The organism is Pseudoalteromonas sp. NZS37, assembly GCF_015864265.1.
In the GTDB taxonomy this organism is placed as follows: Bacteria; Pseudomonadota; Gammaproteobacteria; order Enterobacterales; family Alteromonadaceae; genus Pseudoalteromonas; species Pseudoalteromonas arctica.
Map to the genome: position 1 here is coordinate 21,805 of NZ_JADYXL010000002.1, position 26,272 is coordinate 48,076.

General features: G+C 38.9%; 21 protein-coding genes. 10 read left to right on the forward strand and 11 right to left on the reverse strand.

What is annotated here, in order from left to right; genetic code table 11:
- Positions 1-4 precede the first annotated feature (4 nt).
- Positions 5-1,021 (forward strand): ABC transporter ATP-binding protein, encoded by a 1,017-nt coding sequence (locus I6F47_RS03555; protein WP_101216640.1) that lies wholly within the window; start codon positions 5-7, stop codon positions 1,019-1,021.
- Positions 1,022-1,111: 90 nt separating this feature from the next.
- Here I6F47_RS03555 and I6F47_RS03560 read toward each other — a convergent pair whose 3' ends face one another.
- Positions 1,112-1,546, reverse strand: coding sequence for an ATP-binding protein (locus I6F47_RS03560; protein WP_007586798.1), 435 nt, complete (start codon positions 1,544-1,546; stop codon positions 1,112-1,114).
- A gap of 296 nt (positions 1,547-1,842) precedes the next feature.
- Here I6F47_RS03560 and asnS point away from each other — a divergent pair, with 296 nt between their 5' ends.
- On the forward strand, positions 1,843-3,240 hold the full coding sequence (gene asnS / locus I6F47_RS03565; RefSeq protein WP_024612616.1) for an asparagine--tRNA ligase: 1,398 nt from the start codon (positions 1,843-1,845) through the stop codon (positions 3,238-3,240).
- 140 nt (positions 3,241-3,380) lie between these two features.
- Here the strand turns inward: asnS and I6F47_RS03570 are convergent, their stop codons facing one another.
- Together I6F47_RS03570 and I6F47_RS03575 are read right to left on the reverse strand one after the other, a co-directional pair.
- Positions 3,381-4,307 carry an electron transfer flavoprotein subunit alpha/FixB family protein gene (locus I6F47_RS03570; protein WP_166376864.1) on the reverse strand — a complete coding sequence of 309 codons (927 nt, stop codon included), beginning with the start codon at positions 4,305-4,307 and terminating at the stop codon, positions 3,381-3,383.
- Positions 4,308-5,057 carry an electron transfer flavoprotein subunit beta/FixA family protein gene (locus I6F47_RS03575; RefSeq protein ID WP_197183341.1) on the reverse strand — a complete coding sequence of 250 codons (750 nt, stop codon included), beginning with the start codon at positions 5,055-5,057 and terminating at the stop codon, positions 4,308-4,310.
- Positions 5,058-5,278: 221 nt separating this feature from the next.
- On the opposite strand from I6F47_RS03575, the gene I6F47_RS03580 reads away from it, so the two are divergent.
- The 6 genes from I6F47_RS03580 (at position 5,279) to I6F47_RS03605 (ending at position 12,478) form a co-directional block, all read left to right on the forward strand.
- On the forward strand, positions 5,279-6,925 hold the full coding sequence (locus tag I6F47_RS03580) for an electron transfer flavoprotein-ubiquinone oxidoreductase (RefSeq protein ID WP_197183342.1): 1,647 nt from the start codon (positions 5,279-5,281) through the stop codon (positions 6,923-6,925).
- Between the two features lie 132 nt (positions 6,926-7,057).
- Positions 7,058-7,522: an acyl-CoA thioesterase gene (locus I6F47_RS03585; RefSeq protein WP_007586808.1), complete on the forward strand. Its 465-nt coding sequence runs from the start codon at positions 7,058-7,060 to the stop codon at positions 7,520-7,522.
- A 259-nt stretch (positions 7,523-7,781) separates the two neighbouring features.
- Positions 7,782-8,351, forward strand: coding sequence for an outer membrane beta-barrel protein (locus tag I6F47_RS03590; protein ID WP_007586810.1), 570 nt, complete (start codon positions 7,782-7,784; stop codon positions 8,349-8,351).
- Between the two features lie 413 nt (positions 8,352-8,764).
- Positions 8,765-9,469: a tRNA (N6-threonylcarbamoyladenosine(37)-N6)-methyltransferase TrmO gene (gene tsaA / locus I6F47_RS03595; protein WP_007586811.1), complete on the forward strand. Its 705-nt coding sequence runs from the start codon at positions 8,765-8,767 to the stop codon at positions 9,467-9,469.
- An 89-nt stretch (positions 9,470-9,558) separates the two neighbouring features.
- A complete protein-coding gene (locus I6F47_RS03600; RefSeq protein ID WP_024589214.1) occupies positions 9,559-11,283 on the forward strand; it encodes a proline--tRNA ligase in 1,725 nt (574 codons plus the stop codon).
- A 361-nt stretch (positions 11,284-11,644) separates the two neighbouring features.
- Positions 11,645-12,478 carry a UDP-2,3-diacylglucosamine diphosphatase gene (locus I6F47_RS03605; RefSeq protein WP_197183343.1) on the forward strand — a complete coding sequence of 278 codons (834 nt, stop codon included), beginning with the start codon at positions 11,645-11,647 and terminating at the stop codon, positions 12,476-12,478.
- 25 nt (positions 12,479-12,503) lie between these two features.
- Here the strand turns inward: I6F47_RS03605 and I6F47_RS03610 are convergent, their stop codons facing one another.
- From I6F47_RS03610 to I6F47_RS03625, 4 genes are all read right to left on the reverse strand, one after another.
- Complete coding sequence (locus tag I6F47_RS03610; protein WP_442960272.1) at positions 12,504-15,515, reverse strand: ATP-binding protein; 3,012 nt, start codon at positions 15,513-15,515, stop codon at positions 12,504-12,506.
- 326 nt (positions 15,516-15,841) lie between these two features.
- A complete protein-coding gene (locus I6F47_RS03615) occupies positions 15,842-17,050 on the reverse strand; it encodes an ABC transporter permease (protein WP_008171197.1) in 1,209 nt (402 codons plus the stop codon).
- Positions 17,043-17,831: an ABC transporter ATP-binding protein gene (locus I6F47_RS03620; RefSeq protein ID WP_007586825.1), complete on the reverse strand. Its 789-nt coding sequence runs from the start codon at positions 17,829-17,831 to the stop codon at positions 17,043-17,045. The genes I6F47_RS03615 and I6F47_RS03620 overlap by 8 nt, the downstream gene beginning before the upstream one ends.
- Positions 17,828-18,640, reverse strand: coding sequence for a DUF3025 domain-containing protein (locus tag I6F47_RS03625; RefSeq protein WP_197183345.1), 813 nt, complete (start codon positions 18,638-18,640; stop codon positions 17,828-17,830). The genes I6F47_RS03620 and I6F47_RS03625 overlap by 4 nt, the downstream gene beginning before the upstream one ends.
- 113 nt (positions 18,641-18,753) lie before the next feature.
- Between I6F47_RS03625 and I6F47_RS03630 the strand changes: the two genes are divergently transcribed.
- Positions 18,754-20,379 (forward strand): M28 family metallopeptidase, encoded by a 1,626-nt coding sequence (locus I6F47_RS03630; protein WP_197183346.1) that lies wholly within the window; start codon positions 18,754-18,756, stop codon positions 20,377-20,379.
- 160 nt (positions 20,380-20,539) lie between these two features.
- The gene (locus I6F47_RS03635) at positions 20,540-21,715 is read left to right on the forward strand and encodes a putative manganese transporter (protein WP_007586835.1); all 1,176 of its coding nucleotides are present in this window, start codon (positions 20,540-20,542) and stop codon (positions 21,713-21,715) included.
- A 70-nt stretch (positions 21,716-21,785) separates the two neighbouring features.
- On the opposite strand, the gene I6F47_RS03640 is transcribed toward I6F47_RS03635, so the two are convergent.
- From I6F47_RS03640 to I6F47_RS03655, 4 genes are all read right to left on the reverse strand, one after another.
- Complete coding sequence (locus I6F47_RS03640) at positions 21,786-22,151, reverse strand: DUF805 domain-containing protein (RefSeq protein ID WP_007586837.1); 366 nt, start codon at positions 22,149-22,151, stop codon at positions 21,786-21,788.
- 149 nt (positions 22,152-22,300) lie between these two features.
- On the reverse strand, positions 22,301-23,887 hold the full coding sequence (locus tag I6F47_RS03645; protein WP_197183347.1) for a dihydrolipoyllysine-residue acetyltransferase: 1,587 nt from the start codon (positions 23,885-23,887) through the stop codon (positions 22,301-22,303).
- Positions 23,888-23,895: 8 nt separating this feature from the next.
- Complete coding sequence (locus tag I6F47_RS03650; protein WP_197183348.1) at positions 23,896-24,873, reverse strand: alpha-ketoacid dehydrogenase subunit beta; 978 nt, start codon at positions 24,871-24,873, stop codon at positions 23,896-23,898.
- Positions 24,873-26,087, reverse strand: a complete 1,215-nt coding sequence (locus tag I6F47_RS03655) for a thiamine pyrophosphate-dependent dehydrogenase E1 component subunit alpha (RefSeq protein WP_197102999.1) — start codon at positions 26,085-26,087, stop codon at positions 24,873-24,875. The genes I6F47_RS03650 and I6F47_RS03655 overlap by 1 nt, the downstream gene beginning before the upstream one ends.
- Between the last annotated feature and the right edge of the window lie 185 nt (positions 26,088-26,272).

Here is a 26,272-nt window from a genome sequence, read left to right on the forward strand (position 1 = left end):
AACAATGCTATCTGTAAGTCAGTTGTCTATAGATTATGGCAGTAACCGCGTAGTAAGCGATTTAAACTTATCGCTGGGTGAAAACGAAATCCTTATGCTTGTAGGGCCAACAGGTTGTGGTAAAAGTACAATTTTACAAGCCCTTGCTGGCCTTATACCTATTAGCGAAGGCGAAATAAACACAGGTAAATGGCGCGCTACACCCAAATTAACAATACCTCCTGAAAAACGCAGTGTAGGTATGGTTTTTCAAGATTTTGCGTTATTTCCGCACTTAACCGTACAGCAAAACATTTGCTTTAGATTAAAAGATACAGCCCCTGCTGAGTATTGGATAAACCTACTTGGACTGAGCGATTTTAGAGATAAAAAACCAGCAACGCTTTCTGGCGGACAAAAGCAACGTGTTGCACTTGCGCGCACCCTTGCCCACCAACCTGATTTTGTATTGCTTGATGAGCCGCTTTCAAACTTAGATGCCGCCCTTAAAGACATGCTTCGTTGGGATATTAGAAACGCACTTAAAGCAGCTGGCGTACCGGCGATTTGGGTAACACACGACCAAGAAGAAGCACTCTCAGTTGGCGATCGTGTTGGTGTGCTTAAAGGCGGTAAAATTCAGCAAATCGATACACCCGAGCGCTGCTTTAGTACCCCAAATAATCGCTTTGTGGCACGCTTTTTAGGTGAAGCCAGCTTTATTAGCGGCCAATTTAGCCAAGGACAAGCCACTACCTCAATTGGTAATGCGCCAGCTCATGGCGTTGACTGTGAAAGTGGCGACGTTGATGTACTACTTCGACCAGACGATGTGTTACTTGTACAAAGCAGTGTTGGCAATAACGGCGAAGTAATTTGGGTACGTTTTGAAGGTGGCAGCCGCTTGTGCGCTGTAAAACTTGCGTGCTCTACTGTTGTAACTAGTCGAGTAAGCCATGAAGTTGTGGTAAACCCTGGCGACGAAGTGCATGTATCACTAAGTACCTCGCACCCACTAGCGGTTTATAAACAAGAAGCTTAACTACTTTTTTACTTACATAAACCAAAAAGCCCATATATATGGGCTTTTTAATAGGTATTACTATGTATGTTACTAACTAAATTCGAAGCACTACCACTCAAACATGTAGGCCATTTTGCTTATGGTTTTAAGCGGCACATTATGCGAGTTACGTTTAGCATATAAGTGCTGCATTGATTTGTCTTTCACTTCACCCACTATCACTTCTTTTACTTGATAACCTAAAGCAACAGCAGCTTGAGTGTAAGCTATAAATTCCCACTTTTTAATATTGGTGTTATCTACAATTACCAATGGCATACCTTGAGCAAGTGCATTTATAAAGCGCGCTAAATTTAAATTATGAAATTGCGACAATTTAAATTTATCGAAATGATATTCGCCCTGCTCATTAATAAAGTAATCATCAGTTGAGCAGATTAGGTATTGGCTTTCGTCAACTCCACCTAATTCGTCAGCAAGGCTTTGCGCGTAGTAAGACTTACCGCTTCCTGGTAGTCCTCGTAAAATAAAAACTTGTTTCATAGCATCGATTTTTTAAGTGTGAATAAATATTAATTTGATTTGTTTGTTAATAATGCCACAAAATCATTAAATTTAAGAGCAACAAATCATAATAGTAGCAATTAAACTCTAAAAACTGTTTAAAAATAAACCGCATGCATAAAAACTTTTAAAGAGTTGCCCACAATAGTTTTTTTATTCAACTTTACTAGGTAAGATACAGGGTTCAAGTGCAGCGCCGTTTATGTGCAATTTATGCCCGAGGCTGCGCACAGTTAAAATAAAATAGTTAGGCAACTTATATCATTGGAGTGAAGATGAGCCATTTAGCGATTTCAGAGCTATTAAAAGGCAATGTTGCGGTAGACAGCCAAGTAACAATTAAGGGCTGGATCCGTACTCGCCGCGATTCAAAAGCAGGAATTTCATTTTTAGCCGTTCATGACGGTTCGTGTTTTGATCCTATTCAAGCGGTAGTTCCTAATTCACTGAATAATTATGATGAAGTTACTAGCTTAACAGCCGGTTGTTCTGTATCAGTTACTGGTGTTTTAGTGCAATCTGCTGGCCAAGGTCAGTCTTTCGAAATTCAAGCTAACACTGTGACTGTGTTAGGTTGGGTAGAAAACCCAGATTCATACCCAATGTCGGCAAAGCGCCACAGCATTGAGTACTTACGTGAGCACGCTCACCTTCGCCCTCGTACAAATATGATTGGCGCGGTAACTCGTGTACGTAACTGTTTAGCACAAGCTATTCACCGTTTTTACCACGAGCAAGGCTTTTACTGGATCAGCACGCCAATTATTACGGCAAGTGACTGTGAAGGTGCTGGCGAAATGTTCCGTGTGTCTACGCTTGATATGCAAAACTTACCGCTTACAGATAAAGGCGAAGTTGATTACAGCGAAGATTTCTTCGGTAAAGAAGCATTCCTTACTGTATCTGGCCAGTTAAACGGCGAAACTTACGCGTCTGCAATGTCAAAAATTTACACGTTTGGCCCAACATTCCGTGCAGAAAATTCAAATACATCTCGCCACCTTGCAGAGTTTTGGATGGTAGAGCCTGAAGTTGCGTTTGCTGATTTAGAAGACATCGCAAAACTTGCTGAAAATATGCTTAAGTATGTGTTTAAAGCCGTACTTGAAGAGCGCCGTGATGACATGGAATTTTTTGCACAACGTGTAGAAAAAACCGCAATTACGCGTTTAGAAGAATTTGTAGAAAAAGACTTCGCGCAAGTAAATTACACTGAAGCAGTAGAGATCCTTAAAAACTGTGGTAAAAAGTTTGAGTACGCTGTTGAATGGGGTGTAGATTTACAATCTGAGCACGAGCGTTACTTAGCTGAAGAACACTTTAAAGCACCGGTAGTTATTAAAAACTACCCACGTGACATTAAAGCATTCTACATGCGCCAAAACGAAGACGGTAAAACCGTTGCCGCAATGGACATTGTAGCACCAGGTATTGGTGAGATCATTGGTGGTTCACAACGTGAAGAACGCCTTGATGTACTTGATGCACGCTTAGAAGAAATGGGCTTAAACAAAGAAGATTACAGCTGGTACCGCGATTTACGTAAATACGGTAGCGTGCCGCACTCAGGCTTTGGTTTGGGCTTTGAACGCTTAGTTGCTTATGTAACAGGTATGGGCAACGTACGTGACGTTATTGCCTTCCCTCGTACTAAAGGCAGCGCAACTTACTAATACTAAGTTAGCCGTTTATAAATACTAAAAACCAGCCAATTGGCTGGTTTTTTTGTGTCTTTAATTTACCGAATAAAAAAGCCGCAGCACTCAAAGAGCACCACGGCTTTCAACCAGAATAAATTTTGCTTAATTAAGCGCTATAAAGCACTCTCTAACTGTGGCAGTACTTCAAACAAATCAGCCACTAGTCCGTAATCTGCAACTTGAAAAATAGGTGCATCGGGGTCTTTATTAATCGCGACAATTACTTTTGAGTCTTTCATACCGGCTAAATGCTGAATAGCACCGCTAATCCCTACTGCAATGTATAAATTAGGCGCTACAATTTTACCTGTTTGGCCTACTTGCATGTCGTTAGGTACAAAGCCTGCATCAACCGCTGCGCGCGACGCACCAATCGCAGCACCGAGTTTATCGGCAATACCATTAAGTAGTGCAAAGTTTTCACCGTTTTGCATACCGCGACCACCCGATATAACGACAGTGGCAGCCGTAAGTTCAGGTCGTTCAGACTCTGTTTGTTCAACACTTACAAAGCTACTTAATTGCGAATCAGACACTGTATCAATGCTTGTTATAGCCGCTGCTGATTGCTCGCCTTGTAAATCAAAGCTACTGGCACGTACGGTAATTACTTTTTTACTGTCGAGTGATTTAACCGTTGCGATTGCATTACCTGCATAAATTGGACGTTTAAATGTATCGGCGTCCACTACTGCGATAATTTCAGAAATTTGCGCAACATCTAATAACGCAGCAACACGTGGCATAAAGTTTTTACCTGTTGTCGTTGCACTTGCAACAATGTGGCTGTAGTTGTCGCTAAGCGATAAAACTAAATCGGTCATGCTCTCAGCTAACTGATGTTCATAAACGCTATTATCGGCAACTAAAACATTAGCTACGCCATCAATGCTGGCCACTTGTGAGCTCATTGCGCTTAGGCTGTTCCCTGCAATAAGCACATCAACAGGAAAACCCATTTTTACTGCAGCGTTAATAGTTTTTGAGGTTTCTGGTTTTAAGGCACCGTTGTCGTGCTCTGCAATTACGAGTGTTTTCATTTAAATCACCTTTGCCTCTGTTTTTAATTTTTCTACAAGCTGTGCAACGTCTTCAACAATAATTCCTGCGGTACGTTTAGCTGGCTCTTCTACACTTATTAATTGAATACGCGGTGTTAAATCAACACCAAGCGAATCAGCTGCTATTACTTCAAGCGGCTTACGTTTGGCTTTCATAATATTTGGCAGTGATGCGTAACGAGGCTCGTTTAAGCGTAAATCAGTTGTAACAACCGCTGGTAAGTTAAGTGCTACCGTTTGCAGGCCCCCATCAACTTCGCGGGTCACGTTTACTTTGCCATTTTCAATAACAACCTTGGATGCAAATGTGCCTTGGCCACGTTTAGTTAAAGCCGCTAGCATTTGACCTGTCTGGTTATTATCTGAATCGATTGACTGTTTACCTAAAATTACAAGTTCAGGCGTTTCTTGCTCTACAATTTTAGCGAGTAGCTTTGCAATATGGAGTGACTCGAGCTTTTCATCGGTTTCGATGTGAATGGCTTTGTCGGCACCCAGTGCTAATGCTGTGCGCAATTGCTCTTGCGATGCTTTAGGACCAATAGTAACAGCAACAACTTCACTGGCTGTACCGGCTTCTTTAAGGCGAACGGCTTCTTCTATGGCAATTTCACAAAACGGATTCATTGCCATTTTTACGTTGGTTAAATCAACGTCGCTGTTATCACTTTTAACGCGTGCTTTTACGTTGTAATCAATCACTCTTTTTATTGGTACGAGAACTTTCATAGGAACTCCATAATTATTTAAACCTACAAGGTAACGTGCACGTCAACCTATTTATTTTATGAAATTAGACTACTTCCTGTTGACGTAAACGTCAACCTAAAATAACCTTTAACTATTCACAGTCTGTAACGTTTAATTTGCAAGGTTAAAAATAGGCTGTACACCTTATTTAAATGCGTAGTAAACATTCGAATAAGTCCGTCATATATAAAGAGGTTATTATGGTCGAACGTGAAACCATGGAATTTGATGTAGTAATTGTTGGCGCAGGCCCTGCGGGGCTTTCAAGTGCAATTAAACTCGCGCAATTAGCACAAGAAAAACAACAAGAGTGCATGATTTGCGTAGTCGAAAAAGGTTCCGAAGTAGGTGCGCATGTACTCTCTGGTGCTGTTTTTGAAACCAAAGCTTTGGATGAGCTACTACCAAATTGGCAAGAGCTTGGTGCACCGGTTACAACCAAAGTAACTAACGATGAAATTTATTGGTTTAATAACGAGCAAAAAGCGACATCAATCCCCCACTTTGCTACGCCAAAAACATTTCATAATGACGGTAACTACATTGTATCTATGGGTAATGTATGTCGATGGCTAGCAGAGCAAGCTGAAAGCTTAGGCGTAGAGATTTTTCCAGGATTTAGCGCACACTCTTTAATAATTGAAGATAAAGCAGTAAAAGGCATTATTACTGGCGATATGGGTGTCGACAAAGACGGTAATGAAAAAGACGGTTACATGCCTGGCATGGAGCTTCGTGCAAAATACACTATATTTGCAGAAGGCTGCCGAGGTCATTTAGGTAAGCAGCTAATTAATGAGTTTGCACTTGATGCAGATTCATCGCCGCAGCATTACGGTTTAGGCTTTAAAGAAATTTGGCAAATTGATGAAAGTAAGCATGAGCTTGGCAAAGTTGTTCATGGTACAGGTTGGCCACTTAGCGGCGATACTAATGGTGGTGCATTTATGTATCACAGTGAAAACAACCAAGTCGTTGTAGGTTTAATTGTTGACTTAAATTACTCAAACCCACATTTAAGCCCGTTCGATGAGTTTCAGCGTATGAAGCACCATCCAGTATTTAAAAACGTACTTGAAGGCGCAGAACGCATTGCTTACGGTGCGCGTGCTATTGCTAAGGGCGGTTTACATTCATTACCAAAAATGCATTTTGCTGGTGGCTTAATTATAGGGTGCGATGCAGGCACACTTAATTTTGCAAAAATTAAAGGTAATCACACCGCAATGAAATCAGGAATGATTGCCGCTGAGGTTATTTTTGAAGCATTGCAAAATGAGTTGGCAAATACCGATTTAGCTCATTATCAAACTGCGTTTGAGCAATCTTGGGCATATAAAGAGTTATATCAATCTCGTAACTTTGGCCCTGCTATGCACAAATTAGGTAAATTTATAGGTGGTGCGTATAACACGCTTGATCAAAACATTTTTAATGGTGGTTTACCATTTACGTTTAAAGATAATACGCCCGATCATTCAACCCTTGTTGATGCTAACGCCGCTGACAAAATAGCGTACCCAAAACCAGATGGGCAGCTTAGCTTTGATAAACTCTCAAGTGTGTTTTTATCAAATACTAACCACGAAGAATCACAGCCTTGTCATTTAAAGCTCAAAGATGCGTCAATTCCTATTAACGTAAATCTAGTTAAATTTGATGAACCCGCACAGCGTTATTGCCCAGCAGGCGTTTACGAAGTACAAGAAATAGCAGGCAATAAAGAGTTTGTTATTAACGCTCAAAACTGTGTGCATTGTAAAACCTGCGATATTAAAGACCCAAGCCAAAACATTACCTGGGTAACTCCAGAAGGTGCTGGTGGGCCAAACTACCCAAATATGTAACTAAATTATGCGTTATATACACATATAGTCACTTTTTTTACATATAAATTATAAACATATCCTAAATTGCAGGGGCTTCGGCCCCTTTTTTACGTTATGCTAATAGTAGTTTTAATAATAAGAGTGTTATCTATGCCGTCGTCAAAAGTTGTTTTTCGTTTTTTAGCAGAGCCTACCGATGTTAATTTTGGTGGTAAAGTTCATGGTGGGGCCGTCATGAAATGGATTGACCAAGCAGGCTATGCATGTGCTGCGGGTTGGAGTGGTCACTACTGCGTAACGGTTTCGGTTGCGGGTGTTAAATTTAGACGCCCAATTTTAGTGGGTCAAATAGTCGAAGTAGAAGCTAAAATTGCCCATACGGGTAGAAGTAGCATGCAAATATTTATACAAGTGCGTTGTGGCGATCCAAAAACACAAAATATGGTTGAAACAAATCATTGTGTTATCAGCTTTATTGCAATGGATGAAACGGGCTACCCTATAGAAGTGCCTTCTTTTAAAGCTGTAACAGAAGAAGATATTAAATTAGAAAATTACGCTATAAAAATGAAAGAAATAGCAATTGAAACAGAAAACTTACTTCATACAGTGTAATTACTAGTTTAAATAAAGTCAGGCTATGTAAAAAACTCATTATACTTTGTAAAACATACAACTTATTTTAGAGTACACAATTACACAAAAGTTCACTTTGATTATAAAACACGCTAAACACCGTAAAAACCAATACAAAAGAATTAATTAAGGCGTGTTTTTAATCCATTTTAATATTGGCACGCTCGCTGCAAGTAGATAATTGAAGTTTGATTAATGAAATCAAGCATTTGATTATTTTTTGTAAAGGAGCTATTCAATGATTAAAACACTTTCTCTTTCAGCTATTGCACTAGCAACACTGGGGTTTAACTCTGCAGCACACGCTGACATTTCTGATTTCGATTCTCCACGTATTTATACTGGTATCGGTTACGGTCAATATTCTTTTGAATTTGAAGACAGTGACAACGACACTGACTTTGACGACGATGCACAAATGCTTAAGGGTTACGTTGGTGCACAATTTAACGAGTACTTAAGCTTAGAGCTTGCTTATCAAAACTTTGATGAAGTAAGTGATATAGACAGCAAAGCTGAAATTGATGGCGTATCGCTTGCCGCACGTTTGGGCTACCCTATAACAGAAAGCTTTTCTGTGTATGCAAAAGGCGGTTGGCTTGAATGGGATGCAGATTACACACAAGATTTACCAGTAGGTGGCGTATCAGCGTCTACAGATGGTGGTGATGCATTTTACGGCGCTGGTATTGAATACGCGCTTACAACAAATGTACAGTTTCGTTTAGAGTACGAACGCTATAAACTTGATGACGATATTGACCCAGATATGGATGTAGCGTCTGTATCAGTTCAATACATGTTTTAATTAGTTTTTAGCATGTATAAAGGGTAAGCCTTAGGGCTTACCTTTTTTGTTTTAGGCCCTCTTTAAATATATTAATATAAACCAATCAGTCTAATAAAAAATTTTAAACCGTTTGGTCTATAATGCCAAGTGCATTAAATAAGTATTCTATTATAGCACTAAGAAAATAGCGCAATAACAAGGCAAAATTATAATATATAGTTGTTATCACAAATTGCTCCCTGCATTGCTCTACCTCCTGCATCCATGCAGTCAGCTATGAATAATTCCTAACAAAGTAAGTGCGCTATTTAATGCAGTAGAATAATCATATTTTTAATAAAATTGGTATACGCAATAAACTTGCTTACATTAATGCCATAAATGCTAAATGCGGGTAGAATAGCGCTCTATTTTATTTGTACCCGAGTACTATGAGCGATTACACCATTTCGGCTATTGGCCACATTCAATCTCCTTATAAACAAAAGTTTGCTATACCTAGGCAACCACGTTTAGTGCCACAAGCTAAAGCAAAGCTTATATTTGCCCCCGATTTTAATCGCGAAGAGTTTGTACGTGGTTTAGATGAATTTACTCATATTTGGTTATTATTTCGTTTTCATGAAACAGCCGATAAAGGTTATTCTGCCATGGTGCGCCCGCCTCGTTTGGGTGGCAATGAGCGAAAAGGTGTATTTGCGACCCGCGCTACATTCAGACCAAACGCAATTGGAATGAGCGCCGTAAAACTTGAAGGTATTGAATATAAAAACGGACAACTTAGCTTATTACTCGCTGGTATTGATTTACTTGATGGCACACCGATTATTGACATAAAACCGTATTTGCCGTATTCAGACTCTATGCCGGATGCAAGTGCTGGATTTGCTGACACGCGCCCAGAAACACAAATGACGGTTGAATTTAGCCCTCAAGCAATTGAGTTTGTTAATGCGCAAACACAATACCCAGATTTACATGATTTTATTGCCAATGTTTTAAAACAAGATCCTCGCCCTGCATATAAAAAACAAAAAGACGGCGAGCAGAGCTATGGTATGACTCTGTATAATTATAATATTCGCTGGCAAGTCAATGGCGAGCATAACGTAGTAACAAGCATAGAAAAAAACTAAATAACTCAGTTAGCGCTTTAGTGTAAAAGCATCCGCTGGTAAACTTAAGCTCTATTAAAAGAATATAATTACTCTATTTCGGAAAAAACATGCGTACAAGCCAATATATACTCGCAACACTTAAAGAAACGCCATCAGATGCTGAAATCGTATCGCATCAGTTAATGCTTAGAGCCGGTATGATCCGTCGCGTCGCTTCGGGTTTATACACTTGGTTACCCTCTGGTTTACGCGTGCTACGTAAAGTAGAAAACATTGTACGTGAAGAGATGGACAAAGCGGGTGCAATTGAAATGCTAATGCCTGTTATTCAACCTGCTGATTTGTGGGAAGAGTCTGGCCGTTGGAATGAATTTGGTCCTGAGCTTATGCGCTTTACAGACCGTCATAACCGTACATTTGCACTTGGCCCAACACACGAAGAAGTAATAACTGATTTCGTACGTAAAGAAATAAGCAGCTACAAGCAATTACCAGTTACTTTATACCAAGTACAAACTAAAGTACGCGACGAACGTCGTCCTCGTTTTGGTGTAATGCGTGCTCGTGAATTTACAATGAAAGATGCCTACTCTTTTCACTTAAGTGAAGAGTGTTTAGATGCGACTTATCAAGCGATGCACAAAGCATATTGTAATATTTTTGAGCGTTTAGGCCTTGATTACCGCCCTGTTATAGCCGATACAGGCTCTATTGGTGGTAGCGTATCGCACGAGTTTCATGTACTTGCTGAGTCGGGCGAAGATGCAATCGCGTTTAGTGATGGCAGTGATTACGCCGCTAATATTGAAAAAGCAGAAGCACTGGCACCAAGCGAGCCTCGCCCTGAAGCATCAAAAGAGCTTAAAGCGTTTCCAACGCCTGACGCTAAAACGATTAACGAGCTTAAAAAACACTACGGTGTTAAGCCACATCGCGGTGTTAAAACGTTAATTGTTTATGGTACGCCTGATGAAAACGAAGTACGCGGTTTAGTAGCCTTAGTACTGCGTGGCGATCACGAATTAAATGAACTAAAAGCTGAAAAGCACCCATTAGTAGACTCTCCGCTTGAAATGGCAACAGAGGCAGATATTGTTGCTGCTATTGGCGCAAAACCTGGCTCATTAGGTCCTGTCGGCTTATCAATGCCTATTATTGTTGATAGAGCAGCTAACATACTTGCTGATTTTGTTGCCGGTGCAAATAAAGACGACGAGCATTACAGCGGTATTAACTGGGATCGTGACGTAACTGATTACGAAGTTGCTGATATTCGTAATATTGTTGAAGGCGATATGAGCCCATGTGGCCAAGGCGTTTTACAAATTAAACGTGGTATTGAAGTAGGTCATATTTTCCAACTTGGCACTAAATACTCAGAAGCGATGAAAGCGGGTGTATTAAACGAAGGTGGTAAAAACCAAACCATGACTATGGGTTGTTACGGTATTGGTGTTTCACGTATTGTTGCTGCTGCTATTGAGCAGAACAACGATCAATACGGGATCATTTGGCCAAAATCAATCGCGCCATTCGATTTAGCAATTGTTCCAATGAACATGCACAAATCGCATCGTATTCCTGATATTGCAAATAACCTTTACCAAGGTTTAAAAGATGCTGGTCTTGATGTGTTATTTGATGACCGTAAAGAGCGCCCTGGTGTTATGTTTAACGATATGGAACTCATTGGTGTGCCATTTACGCTAGTAATTGGTGAGCGTAACCTTGACGAAAACAAAGTTGAGCTTAAAAACCGCCGTACAGGTGAAAAGCTAATGATTGATATCGATACAGCAATTGATGCAATTAAAGCAGCCGTTAAAGGTTAAGCTAAAAATACTTATAAGTAATTTTAAAACCGCTTTTTAAAAGCGGTTTTTTTATACCTAAATTTTATGTGTGTTATTTGGCTTTAGTATTACTGTCGTATAATTGTCATTTTTATTCCCTAAAATATTTAACCTGAACTCTGGATAATAAATCTATCTCGAGCAGCTATTTTCAGCGCTAACTGCGTTGAATTTACTTGCAATAGGCTCGCTATTGACGCGTAAATTCGCCTTGTTTTCACTGAAAATCTCTGGCTAGAGAAAATAAATTTAAATATCACCATGATTCAATACCTTAGTAAATCTCTTAACCAGAGTTCTGGTTATTTAACTATTACACTCGATACTTTAGGGAATGAAAATGAGTAATGGCGCAAACACTAAGAAGCAACACTACCCTACTATTTGGATATCAGATGTTCATTTAGGTTACAAAGACTGTAAAGCAGATTACTTACTCGATTTTTTAAACTCGGTAGAATCCGACACACTTTATTTAGTGGGTGATATTATTGATTTATGGTCAATGAAAAGACAGTTTTATTGGCACCCTTCGCATTATCAAGTATTGAGCTGTATACAACAAAAAGCAGTTAACGGTACACGCGTCATTTATATACCCGGTAATCATGACGAAACGTTTAGGAACTATATAAATCAAACGTTATTTGGTATTGAAATCCACCAGCAGTTTATTCACACCACTAAAGCTAATAAACGTTTTTTACTCGTACACGGTGATGATTTTGATTCCGCGACACGCTATAACAAACTTATTAGTATCGCGGGCGATGCAGGATACGACTTTTTATTATTTTTAAACCGCTGGACCAATCGTATTCGAAAGCTATTTGGTGGTAATTACTACTCGCTTGCATCATGGATAAAAGCTCGCGTACACAAAGCACGTGAAGCAATTAAAGCCTTCGAAGATGCCGCAATTCATGAAGCTAAAAAGCAAAACGTAGACGGTATTATTTGTGGACACATTCATCATCCCAAAATAAAAGTAGGTGACGGAATTATGTATTGTAACGATGGAGATTGGATTGAGAGCTGTACAGCGCTGGTAGAGCAGCAAGATGGAAAAATTGAATTACTACATTGGTCAGACACACAATCCGTACTCGATAGCGCCGACATAACAAAGTTAAATATATCAACGGATGCTAAACCAAAAAAATCAGCTGCATAAGCAGCTGATTCTCAATTAATAACTATTAACTTAGCCAGGTGATTAACTTATCTTTTAGCGTTCTTGGCTTGATTGGTTTAGTAATATAGTCGTTCATGCCTGCAGTTAAACAACGTTCTCTATCACCTTCCATCGCGCTTGCTGTCATAGCAATAATAGGTATGTAAGTGTAGTCTACCCCGGCCTTACTATTTCTGATTTCACTTGTTGTATCGTAGCCGTTTAAATTAGGCATTTGGCAATCCATTAAAATAACATCAAAAGCTTGCTCTGTGTTTTCTCTCAATGCTTCTAATGCTTCTACACCGTCTGATGCACAGGTGATTTTTACTTTTGTACGTTTTAAAATCGCCTTAGCTACTTCAATGTTTATCATATTATCGTCTACTAATAATATATGATAAGCAGAAAAGTCAGGCTCTACTTGTTCTTCTGTTAAGCCCTTGGGTGGCGCTATAATACAATCATTACTAGCACCAAATAAGCTGGCTAACTTATAGCTAAATTGATCTTGGGTAAGCGGTTTATTTAGAATGTGGCTACCCTCAGGTAATATCATTTTAGTCGGTTTATCGGTCACCATGTCGCGTAAAATTAAGACGTACTTTTTATTAAACTGTTTACAGTAATCAATTAACGCATCAATTTGAGGATGCTCATCATCAATCAATAATAAGTCAGCCTCAAACTCTTTATGCTCACTAAAGTAGTCGAGTCTTACAATGTTTTCTGCATTTACTTTACAGGTTAGTAGCAATAAATCGCACACGTTTTTATAAACGTTATCGCGCGCTATTAATGCCGCTACGTTAATACTTGTAGCAAGCTCAATACCTGTGTTTAGTTTTTTCTCTTGTGCTACATGTAGCTCAACTGTTGCGGTAAAGGTACTACCAGCACCCTTTTCACTTATAACCGTAATATTACCACCCATTAACTGAGCAAGTTTTTTACATATAGATAAGCCTAAGCCTGTACCACCAAAATGACGGGTTGTACTTGAATCTTCTTGTGTAAACACTTCAAATAGTTTGTCTATGTTCTCTGGCGCTATACCAATTCCGGTATCTTTTATTGTAAAGCTCATTAATAACTTTGAGTCGGTAATGTACTTGGAGCCGACAGTTAAACTTACTTCACCTCGGTGGGTAAATTTAAATGCATTATTAACTAAGTTAATTAAAATTTGTTTTAGTCGATGGCTGTCGCCAATAACCATTCTATCTACTACATCTTTTGTATCTAAGAATACTTCAAGACCTTTGCGCTGGCCCTGTAACGCTAAAGAGCTAATCATATCGCTACATACTGTAACAACATCAAATGTATGATTATCAATATCAAGCTTACCCGCTTCTATTTTAGAAAAATCGAGAATATCGTTAATCAAATTCATCAGAGAGTTAGCACTACTATTAGCTAATTTTAAGTAATGGTATTGTTGTTCACTTAAGCCATCTTCTTTGAGCATTTCAAGCATACCCAAAACGCCATTCATCGGTGTGCGTATTTCGTGAGATATATTTGCTACAAAGTCACTTTTTGCTTGGCTCGCTGCTAATGCTTGATCAATTGCTCGCTCTAGCTCAACAGTCCTTTGTGAGACTTTTAGCTCTAAAGTACTGTTTAAGCCTTCAAGCTCTGATTGAGTATTTTTTAATGAGCTAATATTTCTTAAAATAGCCGCTACCTGATAACGGTTATTGTAGACATCAAAAATACTACTGAGTGTAATTGAAAAGTATTGTTTGTTGCCATAACCATCTGTGTAGATAGCTTCAAACGGCATTTTTGATCCGTTTGAAATAGTCTCTTCTATACAGTTATTATCGGCTTCATTTAAGTTAAATAAAGAAACAAAATCAGGGCTAGTGCCTGAGATTGAATTACCGAAAACCTCTTTAGCTGTATTATTAAAGTGAACAATTTCGCCGTTTTGCTCAATTGTAAAAATAGCATCCAAAGAATTTTCTATTACTTTATTGTTTTGCTCTTTTAGAGAATTAATTAACAACTTACGGTTTATAAAACGTTGGTATAAAAAGGCAATAACTAAAAATACGCTAAAGAATACCACTAGCATTGCAATAAAGTTTTGACGCCTTTCGTTCACCTTTGCAAACAACGTTTTAGTATCAACACTTACACCAAGCTCTAAAGGTAACATCGCAATATCACCATCAAGCGAAATACGCTTTTTTAACGTGTAAGCAATTGGGTAATTACTTAGCGGTAAAGTGCCTTGCTCTGCCATTGTGCTTGCAGTGGAAAATTCTTCAGTCCATGTTTTTGCTTTATTAAATTCAAAACCGAAGCGTAATTGAGAGTTTGGATGATATAAAAATTCACCTTCATTATTCATTAGGTAAATTTGTGTTCCTTGTGGAGATTCAACCGTTAAACTTTTTATTAATTTATCAGCAAAGTAGTTAGTGACTAATATTGCAAAAATTTTATTTTTTTCATCAAAAACAGGCTTAGCTACACGAAAAGTACTTATATAAGGTTCTTGTATCTGCCCATTTTCACGGTTGTAGTTAATAGGAGAAATATAAACACTTTTATTATCGAGCATACTCGCTTTTATCATGTAATCGCGTTGGCCTTTCTTTTGTAATTGCAGGCCTTGCAGTCGATTAATTTCTCCGAGTTGGTTTCTATCAACCCTGACAACTTCTTGCCCACCATCTGCGAGAATAATATAGCGAGCCTGAAGTATGCTGTCGTCTGTGCGCATAAAACCACTAAAAATACTCGCTAAGCGCTCTTCCCAAACGTCAATGTGCGTGCCTAACAAGGGATCTATTTTCTTGTTTTCAGTGGCGCGAGTAATGCCTTTAATCGGGGGCGTTGCGTCTAAAAAGCGAATAGCGGTAACACTATCTTTAAGATGGTTTTTTAGTGAAAGGCTTTTTGTTTCAAGCTCACGTTTTAATTCTATTTGGGCTGAATTATAAACATCACTTCTTACTTTTTGGTCAAACAAATACAGAGATGGTAAAGCTATAAGAACAAATATTATTGTTGCAACGAGCATTAGTCTATTATTTTTTGTCACATTCAAAAAATTATTCTTTTTCAACATTTACCTTCACCATAAATTTTTATTGTTATTAGTATAGAGCATTAACGAAAGAATTGGACCATCTAACTAATCGGTTATCGTTATAATTTTTATAATAAAAAGACTAAATCATTAGTTTTATTTAGAGCACACTCTCTATATGAATTATAAATGAATGAGAGTACCCATATCGACTTACACAGATTATAAAATAGTTGTTTCAACCAATCATTCCTTTAAAATATAAAAGGTAGCCAATGCTACCTTTTATATATTTTTAGAGTGCTAAATCTATATTATTATCTAAACAGCACATCTTCTCTGTTAAACCATTTAACGCAAAATGCCAGTAGTCCGGCTGCAATGATTGCAGTTGCTAAAAATATTAAGCCTACAAATGTGTAATCAACAGTCCCTTTTACTATTTCTTTAATTGCTAAAGCCACGTTTGTAACAGGAATGAATGCTGTTTTAGCAGTAAGCTCCATATTTGGCATTATTGAAATAATAATAGGGAAAAACACGCCCATACTTAAGGGGGCCATATAGTTTTGTGCTTCTTTAAACGTACGTGCATAAATAGATATAGCCAGTGCCAAAGCCGAAAATATAGCAGCCACAGGCAGTAGCAATACAAATATCATCAGTAAATCGGTTACCGCTAATGTACTAAATGCCGCTTTAATAAAATCTAGATCGGCAAATGCTAACGCCAGTGCTATCCAGCAACCCATACTCAAGACCGTTATGGTTGTGGAGGCAATGGATGTAGTTAACAAAGTTATAAATTTACCAAGCACCAGCTCTGTACGCGTAATAGGTGTAAGTAGGAGTGTTTCTAGTGTGCCGCGTTCTTTTTCGCCCGCGCCTAAATCAATAGCGGGATAAGTAGCCCCCATTAGTACTAATGGTATAAGTAAGTAAGGTAAAAACCCGCCAATTTTTTCGCCAAGGTTTTCGCGTTTATCGGCTGTATCTACTTTAATGACTTCAATTGGATTAAGAATGGATTTTTGAACAGACTCTTCAATACCAAAACTGATTAGCTTTTGAGTTTGCAGTACGTCACTGTATTCTTTTGCTAGCTCTTTAACGCGTTCGAATAAAAAGTTAATAGATTTTGAATCGTTAAAAACAACCTGCCACTGACTTTGTTCACCATTATCTAGTGTTTGCTCAGCATGGCTTGGTAAATAAATACCCATATCAATATCGCCAGCTATAACGCCAGCTTTAAGCTCTTCAATGTTATTAAAGGTTTTAGCACCTTTATAAAGCTCAAAACTTTTGTGATAAAACACTTTATCAGTAAATTCTTGTGCATATTCACCATTAATAATGGCATACGTATTTACTTTTTGTTCTGCGTCCATTGCTGCTTGTGAGCTTATAAATGCCATTACGGCAAACAATAACGGAAATATAGCGACAGGAAGCGCAACAACAAATAATAGCGTTTTTTTGTCGCGTAATAACTCTCTTAATTCCTTTTTAAATACCTCAAACATCATGTTTCTCCGTTAATATGTTCATAAACGCTTGATTAAGCTCATCACTATTACCTGCTTGTTTAAATTCATCTACTGTTCCGTCGAAGCAGCTAATACCTTCGTTAATTACAGCGACTCGGTCACATAAAAGTGCAACTTCATCTAAATGATGGGTCGAAAAAATAACAGGAGTACCTTGCGCCTTTAAACCCTTAATAAATTGAATAACGGTTTGCGTGGTCATTATATCCAGACCCGTTGTTGGCTCATCAAGCACAACAACTGCTGGGCGATGAACAACAGCACGCGCAATATTTGCTTTTTGCTTCATACCTGTTGATAGGTTTTCTGCGCGTTTATCTACAAACTTATGCATATCAAGCAATGTAAATAGCTCATCACAACGCGATGCAATATCGCTTTTGCTCATACCGTGGAGCTTTGCAAAATACTCTATGTTTTCTTTTACAGTTAAGCGGCCATACAAACCGGTAGAGCCCGATAAAAAACCGATAGACTTACGCCCCAGTAGCGGTTTTTTTACAATGTCGTTTCCGGCAATTGTTATTGAACCTTCATCGGGCTTTAACGCGGTTGAAATCATTCTAAGTGTAGTTGTTTTACCCGCACCATTTGGGCCTAGCAACCCAAGTACTTCACCCTTTGCGCAGCTAAAACTCACATCTCGTACTGAGTGAAAGTAATCTTTATCTTCACGAGGGTCGATGTCGTCTATTTTATTTTTTTTGTGATCTTTAGTTAGCTTAAATTTCTTTTTAAGCCCAGCAACTTCTATCATGTTCGTATCCTTCGTTTCGCTCTAAAATAATCTGTATTGTTGTAAAAAGAGTCGTCTTTGTTTTCGTCATGCCAGCCAGGCACACCTAATAAAGGCAGTGGTGAAAGCTGTTTGTTATCAGCTAAGCAGTTATCTGTATTAATCATCTCATAAAGGGCTTGGTCAAGGTACTGGTATTGAGTTACTAAATCTTTACAAAATATTTCATTAGGTACACAAACAAATAACGCTTTACCTGTTAAGCCTATATAAGGTTTGGTGAGCATTTCATAATTAGCATGGCCAAACATAAACGCTTTAATGCTTTTTCCCCATTCGCTTTTATGCTCAACAAATGCTGTTTTCCATTGATGATCGCAAAGCCACTGCTGCCATTTACTTTCACTTATAGCTAATACAACACCACATTCATCAAAGAGCGTTAGTGCATTACGATGTTTGGTACGCTTTTGCAAACCATGTTCAGCTATATCTTGTACATGCCGCTGGTTTATAAGTGCTTTGGTTTTAGGAAATAAACACCAAATAAAGCCTCCAAATAAGTCATGCCAATTCTCACTGCGTGTAGGTACAACACCCGTTTCAAAAATAACTTGTTCGTAATAACGATCGCCAAAATCTACTTTTGCATCATCTTTAAAAGTAATAGGTATATTATTCGCATTAATAGCGTTTAAAAATGGAGAAAACCACTGCGGCACCGGCCAATCTGTTAGTTCGTTAACTTTAAACAGCTCACGTAAATGCGCAAATGCACCTGTTTCTAAACTACTGATTTGCCACTGCTCGGGGGGAGTAAAACGCTTCATTTAAACCTTTAACTATTTATGCCTATAATTTACGAGAAGTTTACCGCAAAAACTGGTTCTACTTAATAGAAGTTAATATACTAATCACAACTTAAAACAAAAAAAGAGCTGACATGAAACATTATTTCTCTCTCACACTCCTTGCCACTGCTGTTTTAGCAGGTTGCGCAACAACAAGTATTACACCTACTGATGTAACAAATGGTTATAACAGTATTCAAGCTGATGAACTGGCTAAACATGTAAAAGTACTCGCATCGGACGAATTTGGTGGTCGTGCTCCTTCATCACCAGGCGAAAAGCTAACGCTTGATTATTTAACTGCGCAGTTTAAAGCTTTAGGTTTAAAACCAGGTAATGGCGACAGTTACTTACAAGAAGTGCCATTAGTTTCTTTAGAAGCTGATTCGAACATGGTGCTTAGTATTGGCGGTAAAGACTACCAATACAAAAAAGACATGGTTATGGGTAGCAGTCGGATAAGTGCTCAAGAAGGCATAGAAAATTCTGAACTTGTATTTGTGGGCTACGGCGTTAACGCACCTGAATACAATTGGAATGATTACGAAGGTTTAGACGTAAAGGGCAAAACGGTTGTAATGCTGGTTAACGATCCGGGTTTTGCAACAAAAGACCCTGCTTTATTTACTGGCGACGCAATGACCTATTATGGGCGTTGGACATACAAATACGAAGAAGCGAGTCGCCGTGGTGCCGCAGGTGCAATTATTATTCATGAAACAGCACCTGCATCTTATCCGTGGTCGGTTGTTGAAAACTCGTGGAGCGGCGAGCAGTTTGGTTTTCAAAAAGAAAACAACAATATGGACCGCGTAGCCGTTGAAGGCTGGGTTACAACTGACGTAGCAAAAGAGCTTTTTACTAAAGCAGGTTTAGATTTTGATACCGTTAAAACGAATGCTGCTAAAGGTGCTTACCATGTTGATATGGGCGATTTAACTGCTTCTGTTAGTATTAAAAACACGATTAAAAAATCGGTGTCGTATAACTTTATCGCTACGTTACCAGGAAGCGAGCAACCAGATGAGCATGTTATTTACTCGGCTCATTGGGATCACTTAGGTACAGACAAAACACGTAAAGGCGATCAAATTTATAACGGTGCTCACGACAATGCAACGGGTACCGCTGGGCTAATTGAAGTAGCCGAAGCCTTTACTAAATTACCAAAGCACCCTAGCCGCTCAATGACATTTTTAGCAGTAACTGCTGAAGAGCAAGGCTTATTAGGGTCTAAATACTATGCGGCAAATCCCGTGATTGCAGCGAATAAAACAGTCGCTAACATAAACATGGATAGCTTAAATTTATTAGGCAAAGTAAAAGACATGAATGTGGTTGGTATTGGTAAATCACAAATGGATGAGTTTTTAGAAACTGCGGCTAAAGAGCAAGGCAGAACAATATCAGGTGATCCTAAACCGTCATCTGGTGGCTATTATCGCTCTGATCACTTTGCATTTGCGAATATGGGTATTCCGGCAATGTATGCAGGTGGCGGCACAGTGGCTGCTGATGAAGAAACGGCTAATTACCGTAAACGTATGAGTTTAGTACTTCGCGGTTGTTACCATCAACCATGTGACCGTTACCGTGATGAATGGGATTTATCGGGTGCTGTTCAAGACTTACAATTATTTTATAAAGTAGGTTTTGATATTTCTGAAACAGAACAGTGGCCAACGTGGAATACAAACTCTGAATTTCAGCGTAAGTAGCCCAATTTAATCACAGCCTTTAATTCAAATTTAAACTAACTTAGATTTGGCTATCGAAAAACTCAAACAGAGTAATCGATTTAAATAGATGCAAATGATATTGATTATCATTTAATTAAAATATACAGTGTGACCTAGTTAATTTATTAGGTCGCATTGTATGATTTCACTCCCTCACATTGGTTTTATTACTCCTGCCTCAAAACGATTTTTGAGCCAAAATAAACGCTTACTGCTGCCTTTATTTATTTTAACTTGCCTTGCAATACCGCAATTACGCGAAATAACAATGACCGCACTAAGTGATGCATTTTTTCAAGTGAGTGTGTTTGTTGCTGCTACCCTTTTAATTTATTACTACGCTATAGAACACTTACCTCAATTAGAGCTTAGTTATTTAAGTGCCAAGTCCCCTATTTTAGAAATTAGCTTTGCAGCGGTTTTAGGTGCATTACCTGGCTGTGGTGGGGCTATTATTGTGGTTACTCAATTTACAAAAGGCCAAGCAAGCTTTGGTGCTATTGTTGCGGTGCTAACAGCTACAATGGGAGATGCAGCATTTTTATTACTTGCTACCCGCCCTACTGAAGGCTTGTTAATTATGGGGATAGGGTTAGTTGTGGGTACATTCAGTGGTTTACTGGTTAATACAATACACAAAAAAGACTTTTTACGCCCAACAGCGCAAGAACAAAAGCACCAAATTAAAATACTTTCAACTAACATTATTAAAATCAGTAGACCGGTTTGGATGGTAGCAATTATCCCAAGCCTTATAATTGCCTTTTTGATTGCGTTTAATGTTGATTTTTCACAGTTTGGTTCAAGCACAAGCACTGTAATTACGCTATTTGGTGCGGTAATGGCTTTATTTATTGTTAGTATTTGGGCGCTTTCGTCAAGAGGTGAAAGCTATCAAGAAGTAACGTCAGAAGACGATGCATGTAACCCCCCTTCTAAAATAATAAAAGTATTACAAGATACCCATTTTGTAACGGCATGGGTTGTAGCCTCTTTTATGCTATTTGAGATTTTGGTTAACATTGCAGGACTTGATTTAAAAACGTGGTTTGTACATTACGCCTATTTAGCCCCATTAATTGCAGTGCTTATTGGATTTTTACCCGGCTGTGGCCCGCAAATAATTGTTACAACACTTTATATTCAAGGCATTATTCCCTTTAGTGCTTTAGCAGGAAACGCAATTTCTAACGATGGTGATGCGTTATTTCCAGCAATAGCAATGGCGCCCAAAGCTGCAGTTATAGCTACACTTTATACGTCTATTCCCGCATTAATAGTTGGTTATGGGTTGTATTTTTTTGCTGAAATTTAAAAGAATGAGAAATAAAAAAACAAAAAAGCTCAGCAATTCCTGAGCTTTTAACATGTTAAGTTATTCTTACTTATACAGTAGTTGGTTCTACTGCTAATTCTTTTGGATTTGGACCAAAATCATTTTCGCCTTCGTGTGAATCTTGAGCAAGGAAAACAATTAATACAATCCAGCCGATTACTGGCACTAACCAAAGTAGCTGCCACCAGCCTGAACGGCCTGTGTCATGTAGACGACGAGCACCAATACTTAAGCCAGGAATAAATAGCGCTAAGCTATAAATAGAGCTTACGAACATTGTGTCTGTAATACCATCTATAACACCTGTCAAAAGCGAAAAAATAAAATTAATTAGCATAAACATCCAAAATGCTTTACGACGATTACGGCCTGAAAAATCTGCGTAGCTACGCAACGCGTTCATATAGTGTTCCATAAAATTTCCTTAGTGTTATTTTTTATATTCCCTAACGGGGTTAATCCAATTACTTTTTAGTAACATTTGTATCTTAATTAAAAACAGCTGATATTAAAACAAAAAACCAGCTAAAAGCTGGTTTTTATTACATATTAACAATTTAGCTATTAACTCATAGCCATCATCATTGCCGATGGGTTTTCTAAGTACGATTTCCATAGGTTATTAAAGCGAGCAATAGTGCCCCCATCAATAACGCGATGATCGCCAGACCAGCTCACTTGCATAATAGCTTTACTCACAACCTGCCCACTTTCATCAAAACGCGGTAGATGCTGCAGTTTACCTAACGCAACAATAGCCACTTCTGGTTTATTAATTATAGGGGTCGCAATAGTGCCGCCAATAGCACCAATGTTAGAGATGCTAATTGTCCCACCTTTTAAATCATCGGGTGCAACACGGCCTTCTCGCGCTGAATGAGTTAAACGGGTTAAATCATTTGCCACATCAACAATGCTCTTACTCTGGCACGATTTAATATTAGGCACTAACAAGCCAATTTTTGAATCAACCGCTATACCGATATTATGATCGTTATAATAGGTAAGCTCTGAGCATTCATCGTTCACTTTAGAATTAAGTACAGGGTACTCTTTCATTGCTAGCGAGAGTGCTTTTACAAAAAATGGCATCATGGTGAGCTTAACGCCTTGTGCTTTGTACTGCTCTTTTAAAGCGCTACGCAAAGCTATAAGCTGTGTTAAGTCTATTTCATCACTAAACGTAAAGTGCGGAATAGTTGAAACCGAAGCTACCATTTGCTTGGCCATGGCCGCTTTAATGCCTTTAATTTGCTCTACTCGTACGCCACCGCTTTGATTCTGTGTTTGGTTTTGCACTGCACTTTGAGAAGCATCGCTATTAAGCGGTGAAGTATCAATAGTATTTGGCACTTCGCCTTTTACATACTCTTCAATATCTTGCTTGTAAATACGGCCATTTTTACCACTACCTGGTACACAGGTTAAATCAACATCTAGCTCACGAGCTTTACGACGAACCGCGGGGGATGCAACCGCTTTTTGATTGATAACTTTAGCAGTTTGCTGTGTTTTAACAGGGGCAACTTTTTCCGCGACGGCATTAGTTTGAGCCTTTACGACCGCTTGGTTTATATCAACATTTGGTTTTGCTGCACTGCCTGCAATTGTCATTTGAAACAACGGGCTATGTACTTTTGCTATTTCACCTTTCTGGTAATATAGTTTTTTTACTGTGCCTGTATATTTTGCCGGAATTTGTACTAATGCTTTGTCGGTCATTACGTCACAAACCGCTTGGTCTTCTTCTATTTCGTCGCCTTCAGCAACTAACCAATCAACAATTTCACACTCAACAATACCTTCACCAATATCGGGGAGTATAAAGTCCTCAACTAAATCAGCTGCACCGTTATTAGTTTGAGGTGCTGTTTGTACTATTTCTTGTGCTGATCCATTACTTGGGCTCTCACCCGCTACATCCATCGCGAATAAAGGTGCATGTACTTTGGCAATTTCACCTTTTAAATAGTATAGCTTTGTAATTACGCCATCATGTACCGCTGGTATTTGTACCAATGCTTTATCAGTCATCACATCACAAATTGGTTGATCTTCAGACACAATATCGCCCTCTTTAACTAACCAATCAACCACTTCGCATTCAACAATGCCTTCGCCAATATCGGGTAATATAAAATCTTTAGCCATGGTAACCCCTAAAAATCCATTGATTGTTTAATTGCAGCTAACACTTTTAGTGCGTCCGGTACGTATTCTTTTTCAAGTGCCAATGGGTATGGCGTATCTAAGCCACATACACGAAAAATTGGCGACTCTAAATGCAAGAAACACTCTTGTTGTATTGTCGCGGCTATCTCTGCACCAAAGCCATTGGTTATAGGCGCTTCATGACTCACGATTAAACGGCCGGTTTTAATAACCGATTTAGCAATCGTTTCAACATCCCATGGTAAAATACTACGAAGGTCAATAACTTCACAGCTTATACCTTGCTCACTTGCTTGCTTTGCTGCATCTTCAATAATCTCCATTTGAGCACCCCACGCTAAAAGCGTAATATCGGCACCCTCTTGCACTACTTCAGCCGTGCCTAATTCAATGCTGTAATCTTCTTCTGGCACTTCGCCAATTGATGCACGATATAGTCGTTTAGGTTCAAAAAAGATAACTGGGTTATCATCTTTAATTGATGCACGTAATAAACCTTTAGCTTGATAAGGGTTACGCGGTACAACTACTTTCAAACCCGGTGTGTGCGCAAAATAGGCTTCGGGTGATTGTGAATGGTATAAACCACCAGCAATACCGCCACCATAAGGTGTACGAATAGTTAAGTTACCGACATTAAATTCATTACCACTGCGATAACGAAATTTAGCGGCTTCATTTACTATTTGATCAAACGCTGGGAAAATATAATCCGCAAATTGAATTTCTGCCAATGCAGGCGCACCAAAAGCAGCTAAACCATTAGCAAAACCTAAAATACCTTGCTCGGTTAAAGGCGTATTAAAAACACGATGTTTACCGTACTTCTCTTGCAAGCCCGATGTTGCTCTAAATACACCACCAAAGTAACCAACATCTTCACCAAAAATACAGGCTTGAGGGTGTTCATTCATCGTAATATCGAGAGCAGAGTTAATTGCGTGGAGCATGTTCATTTTAGCCATTACTTAATTCTCCCTGCGGTTACTGGGTAAGCATCTGGATGCTGTTTTATATGTTCTTTTAGTTGCTCGTACTGGCGTTGCAATAATGGAATTGGTGTATCGTAAACGTCTGATACCAGTTCTTCTAAAGCGGGCTTTGCAACAACTTCAGCACGTTTAAGCGCGGCTAAAATTTCTTCACGAATCGACTCTTTTGCTTTTATATCGTCTTCTTCGTTTAACCAGTCTTGCTTGACCAGCCATTTTCTAAATTTATCAATAGGACACGTTTGATGATTCGCTTCTTCATCTTTAGAACGATAACCACTTGGATCGTCTGACGTAGAGTGCGCACCCAAACGATAAGCAATCGATTCAATAAGTACAGGCTCACCTTGTGTTGAAGCTATTTCGCGTGCTTTTTTAGTCGCCGCATACACTGCAAGTGCATCGGTGCCATCAACACGAATTGTTTTAATGCCATAACCCACACCACGCGATGCAATACCGTCGCCTTTAAACTGCTCATCAGCAGGGGTTGATATTGCATAGCCGTTATTACGTGCAAAAAATATAACCGGCGCTCTGTGAACCGCTGCCATATTTAAACCGGCATGAAAGTCACCTTCAGACGCTGCACCTTCACCAAAATAACAAATGGTTACATTATCAATTGTGCTGGCAAGCTCGCCTGTTTTAGCGTCGATGTGTTTTATTTTTTGGCCATATGCATAACCTGTTGCCTGTGGTATTTGCGTGCCCAATGGCGATGAAATTGTCATGTAGTTTAGCGCTTTAGACCCATAATGAATTGGCATTTGACGACCTTTACCTAAATCCAATTCATTTGAAAACATTTGGTTCATAAATTGATCAAGCGTAAAGCCACGATAATGCAGTGCTGCCTGTTCACGATATTGAGCCATGATCATATCGTCTTGATCAAGTGCAGCAGCAGAGGCTGTAACTGCGGCTTCTTCGCCTAGGCATTGCATATAAAAACTAACACGGCCTTGGCGCTGCGCGCCTTGCATACGTTCATCTAACAAACGTATAAAACGCATTGTTTCATATAACTTAATGGCGGTATGTTTTAAAATATCAGGTGCGGTTGCACTAGGATGAATGTCGCCGTCCTCAGTTAAAATACTAAGGGTTGGAATATTAAGCGCTTGACCATCAATAAATTCAAGCTCGTGGTTAATATTCAGCGATACGTTATTTGGATTACTCATAACCTACCTTCTTTTGTTGTCGGTAAAACAGTGCCCCTTTAAATTATTATTATGGGTGATTGCTGCTGGTTAAACTTTGCAACATCTGCACTATCTTTAATTAAAGCTGCCAACACTTTACGTTAACGTAAAGTGTTATTCAACAGATCTGGGACGAAACAAAAGCAAATACAGGTTAAATAAGT

What these genes read in the sequence shown, in the direction of transcription:
- I6F47_RS03555 (WP_101216640.1), top strand. Translation starts at nt 5, where the DNA reads ATGCTATCTGTAAGTCAGTTGTCTATAGATTATGGCAGTAACCGCGTA.
- I6F47_RS03560 (WP_007586798.1), bottom strand. Translation starts at nt 1,546, where the DNA reads ATGAAACAAGTTTTTATTTTACGAGGACTACCAGGAAGCGGTAAGTCT.
- asnS (WP_024612616.1), top strand. Translation starts at nt 1,843, where the DNA reads ATGAGCCATTTAGCGATTTCAGAGCTATTAAAAGGCAATGTTGCGGTA.
- I6F47_RS03570 (WP_166376864.1), bottom strand. Translation starts at nt 4,307, where the DNA reads ATGAAAACACTCGTAATTGCAGAGCACGACAACGGTGCCTTAAAACCA.
- I6F47_RS03575 (WP_197183341.1), bottom strand. Translation starts at nt 5,057, where the DNA reads ATGAAAGTTCTCGTACCAATAAAAAGAGTGATTGATTACAACGTAAAA.
- I6F47_RS03580 (WP_197183342.1), top strand. Translation starts at nt 5,279, where the DNA reads ATGGTCGAACGTGAAACCATGGAATTTGATGTAGTAATTGTTGGCGCA.
- I6F47_RS03585 (WP_007586808.1), top strand. Translation starts at nt 7,058, where the DNA reads ATGCCGTCGTCAAAAGTTGTTTTTCGTTTTTTAGCAGAGCCTACCGAT.
- I6F47_RS03590 (WP_007586810.1), top strand. Translation starts at nt 7,782, where the DNA reads ATGATTAAAACACTTTCTCTTTCAGCTATTGCACTAGCAACACTGGGG.
- tsaA (WP_007586811.1), top strand. Translation starts at nt 8,765, where the DNA reads ATGAGCGATTACACCATTTCGGCTATTGGCCACATTCAATCTCCTTAT.
- I6F47_RS03600 (WP_024589214.1), top strand. Translation starts at nt 9,559, where the DNA reads ATGCGTACAAGCCAATATATACTCGCAACACTTAAAGAAACGCCATCA.
- I6F47_RS03605 (WP_197183343.1), top strand. Translation starts at nt 11,645, where the DNA reads ATGAGTAATGGCGCAAACACTAAGAAGCAACACTACCCTACTATTTGG.
- I6F47_RS03610 (WP_442960272.1), bottom strand. Translation starts at nt 15,515, where the DNA reads ATGCTCGTTGCAACAATAATATTTGTTCTTATAGCTTTACCATCTCTG.
- I6F47_RS03615 (WP_008171197.1), bottom strand. Translation starts at nt 17,050, where the DNA reads ATGTTTGAGGTATTTAAAAAGGAATTAAGAGAGTTATTACGCGACAAA.
- I6F47_RS03620 (WP_007586825.1), bottom strand. Translation starts at nt 17,831, where the DNA reads ATGATAGAAGTTGCTGGGCTTAAAAAGAAATTTAAGCTAACTAAAGAT.
- I6F47_RS03625 (WP_197183345.1), bottom strand. Translation starts at nt 18,640, where the DNA reads ATGAAGCGTTTTACTCCCCCCGAGCAGTGGCAAATCAGTAGTTTAGAA.
- I6F47_RS03630 (WP_197183346.1), top strand. Translation starts at nt 18,754, where the DNA reads ATGAAACATTATTTCTCTCTCACACTCCTTGCCACTGCTGTTTTAGCA.
- I6F47_RS03635 (WP_007586835.1), top strand. Translation starts at nt 20,540, where the DNA reads ATGATTTCACTCCCTCACATTGGTTTTATTACTCCTGCCTCAAAACGA.
- I6F47_RS03640 (WP_007586837.1), bottom strand. Translation starts at nt 22,151, where the DNA reads ATGGAACACTATATGAACGCGTTGCGTAGCTACGCAGATTTTTCAGGC.
- I6F47_RS03645 (WP_197183347.1), bottom strand. Translation starts at nt 23,887, where the DNA reads ATGGCTAAAGATTTTATATTACCCGATATTGGCGAAGGCATTGTTGAA.
- I6F47_RS03650 (WP_197183348.1), bottom strand. Translation starts at nt 24,873, where the DNA reads ATGGCTAAAATGAACATGCTCCACGCAATTAACTCTGCTCTCGATATT.
- I6F47_RS03655 (WP_197102999.1), bottom strand. Translation starts at nt 26,087, where the DNA reads ATGAGTAATCCAAATAACGTATCGCTGAATATTAACCACGAGCTTGAA.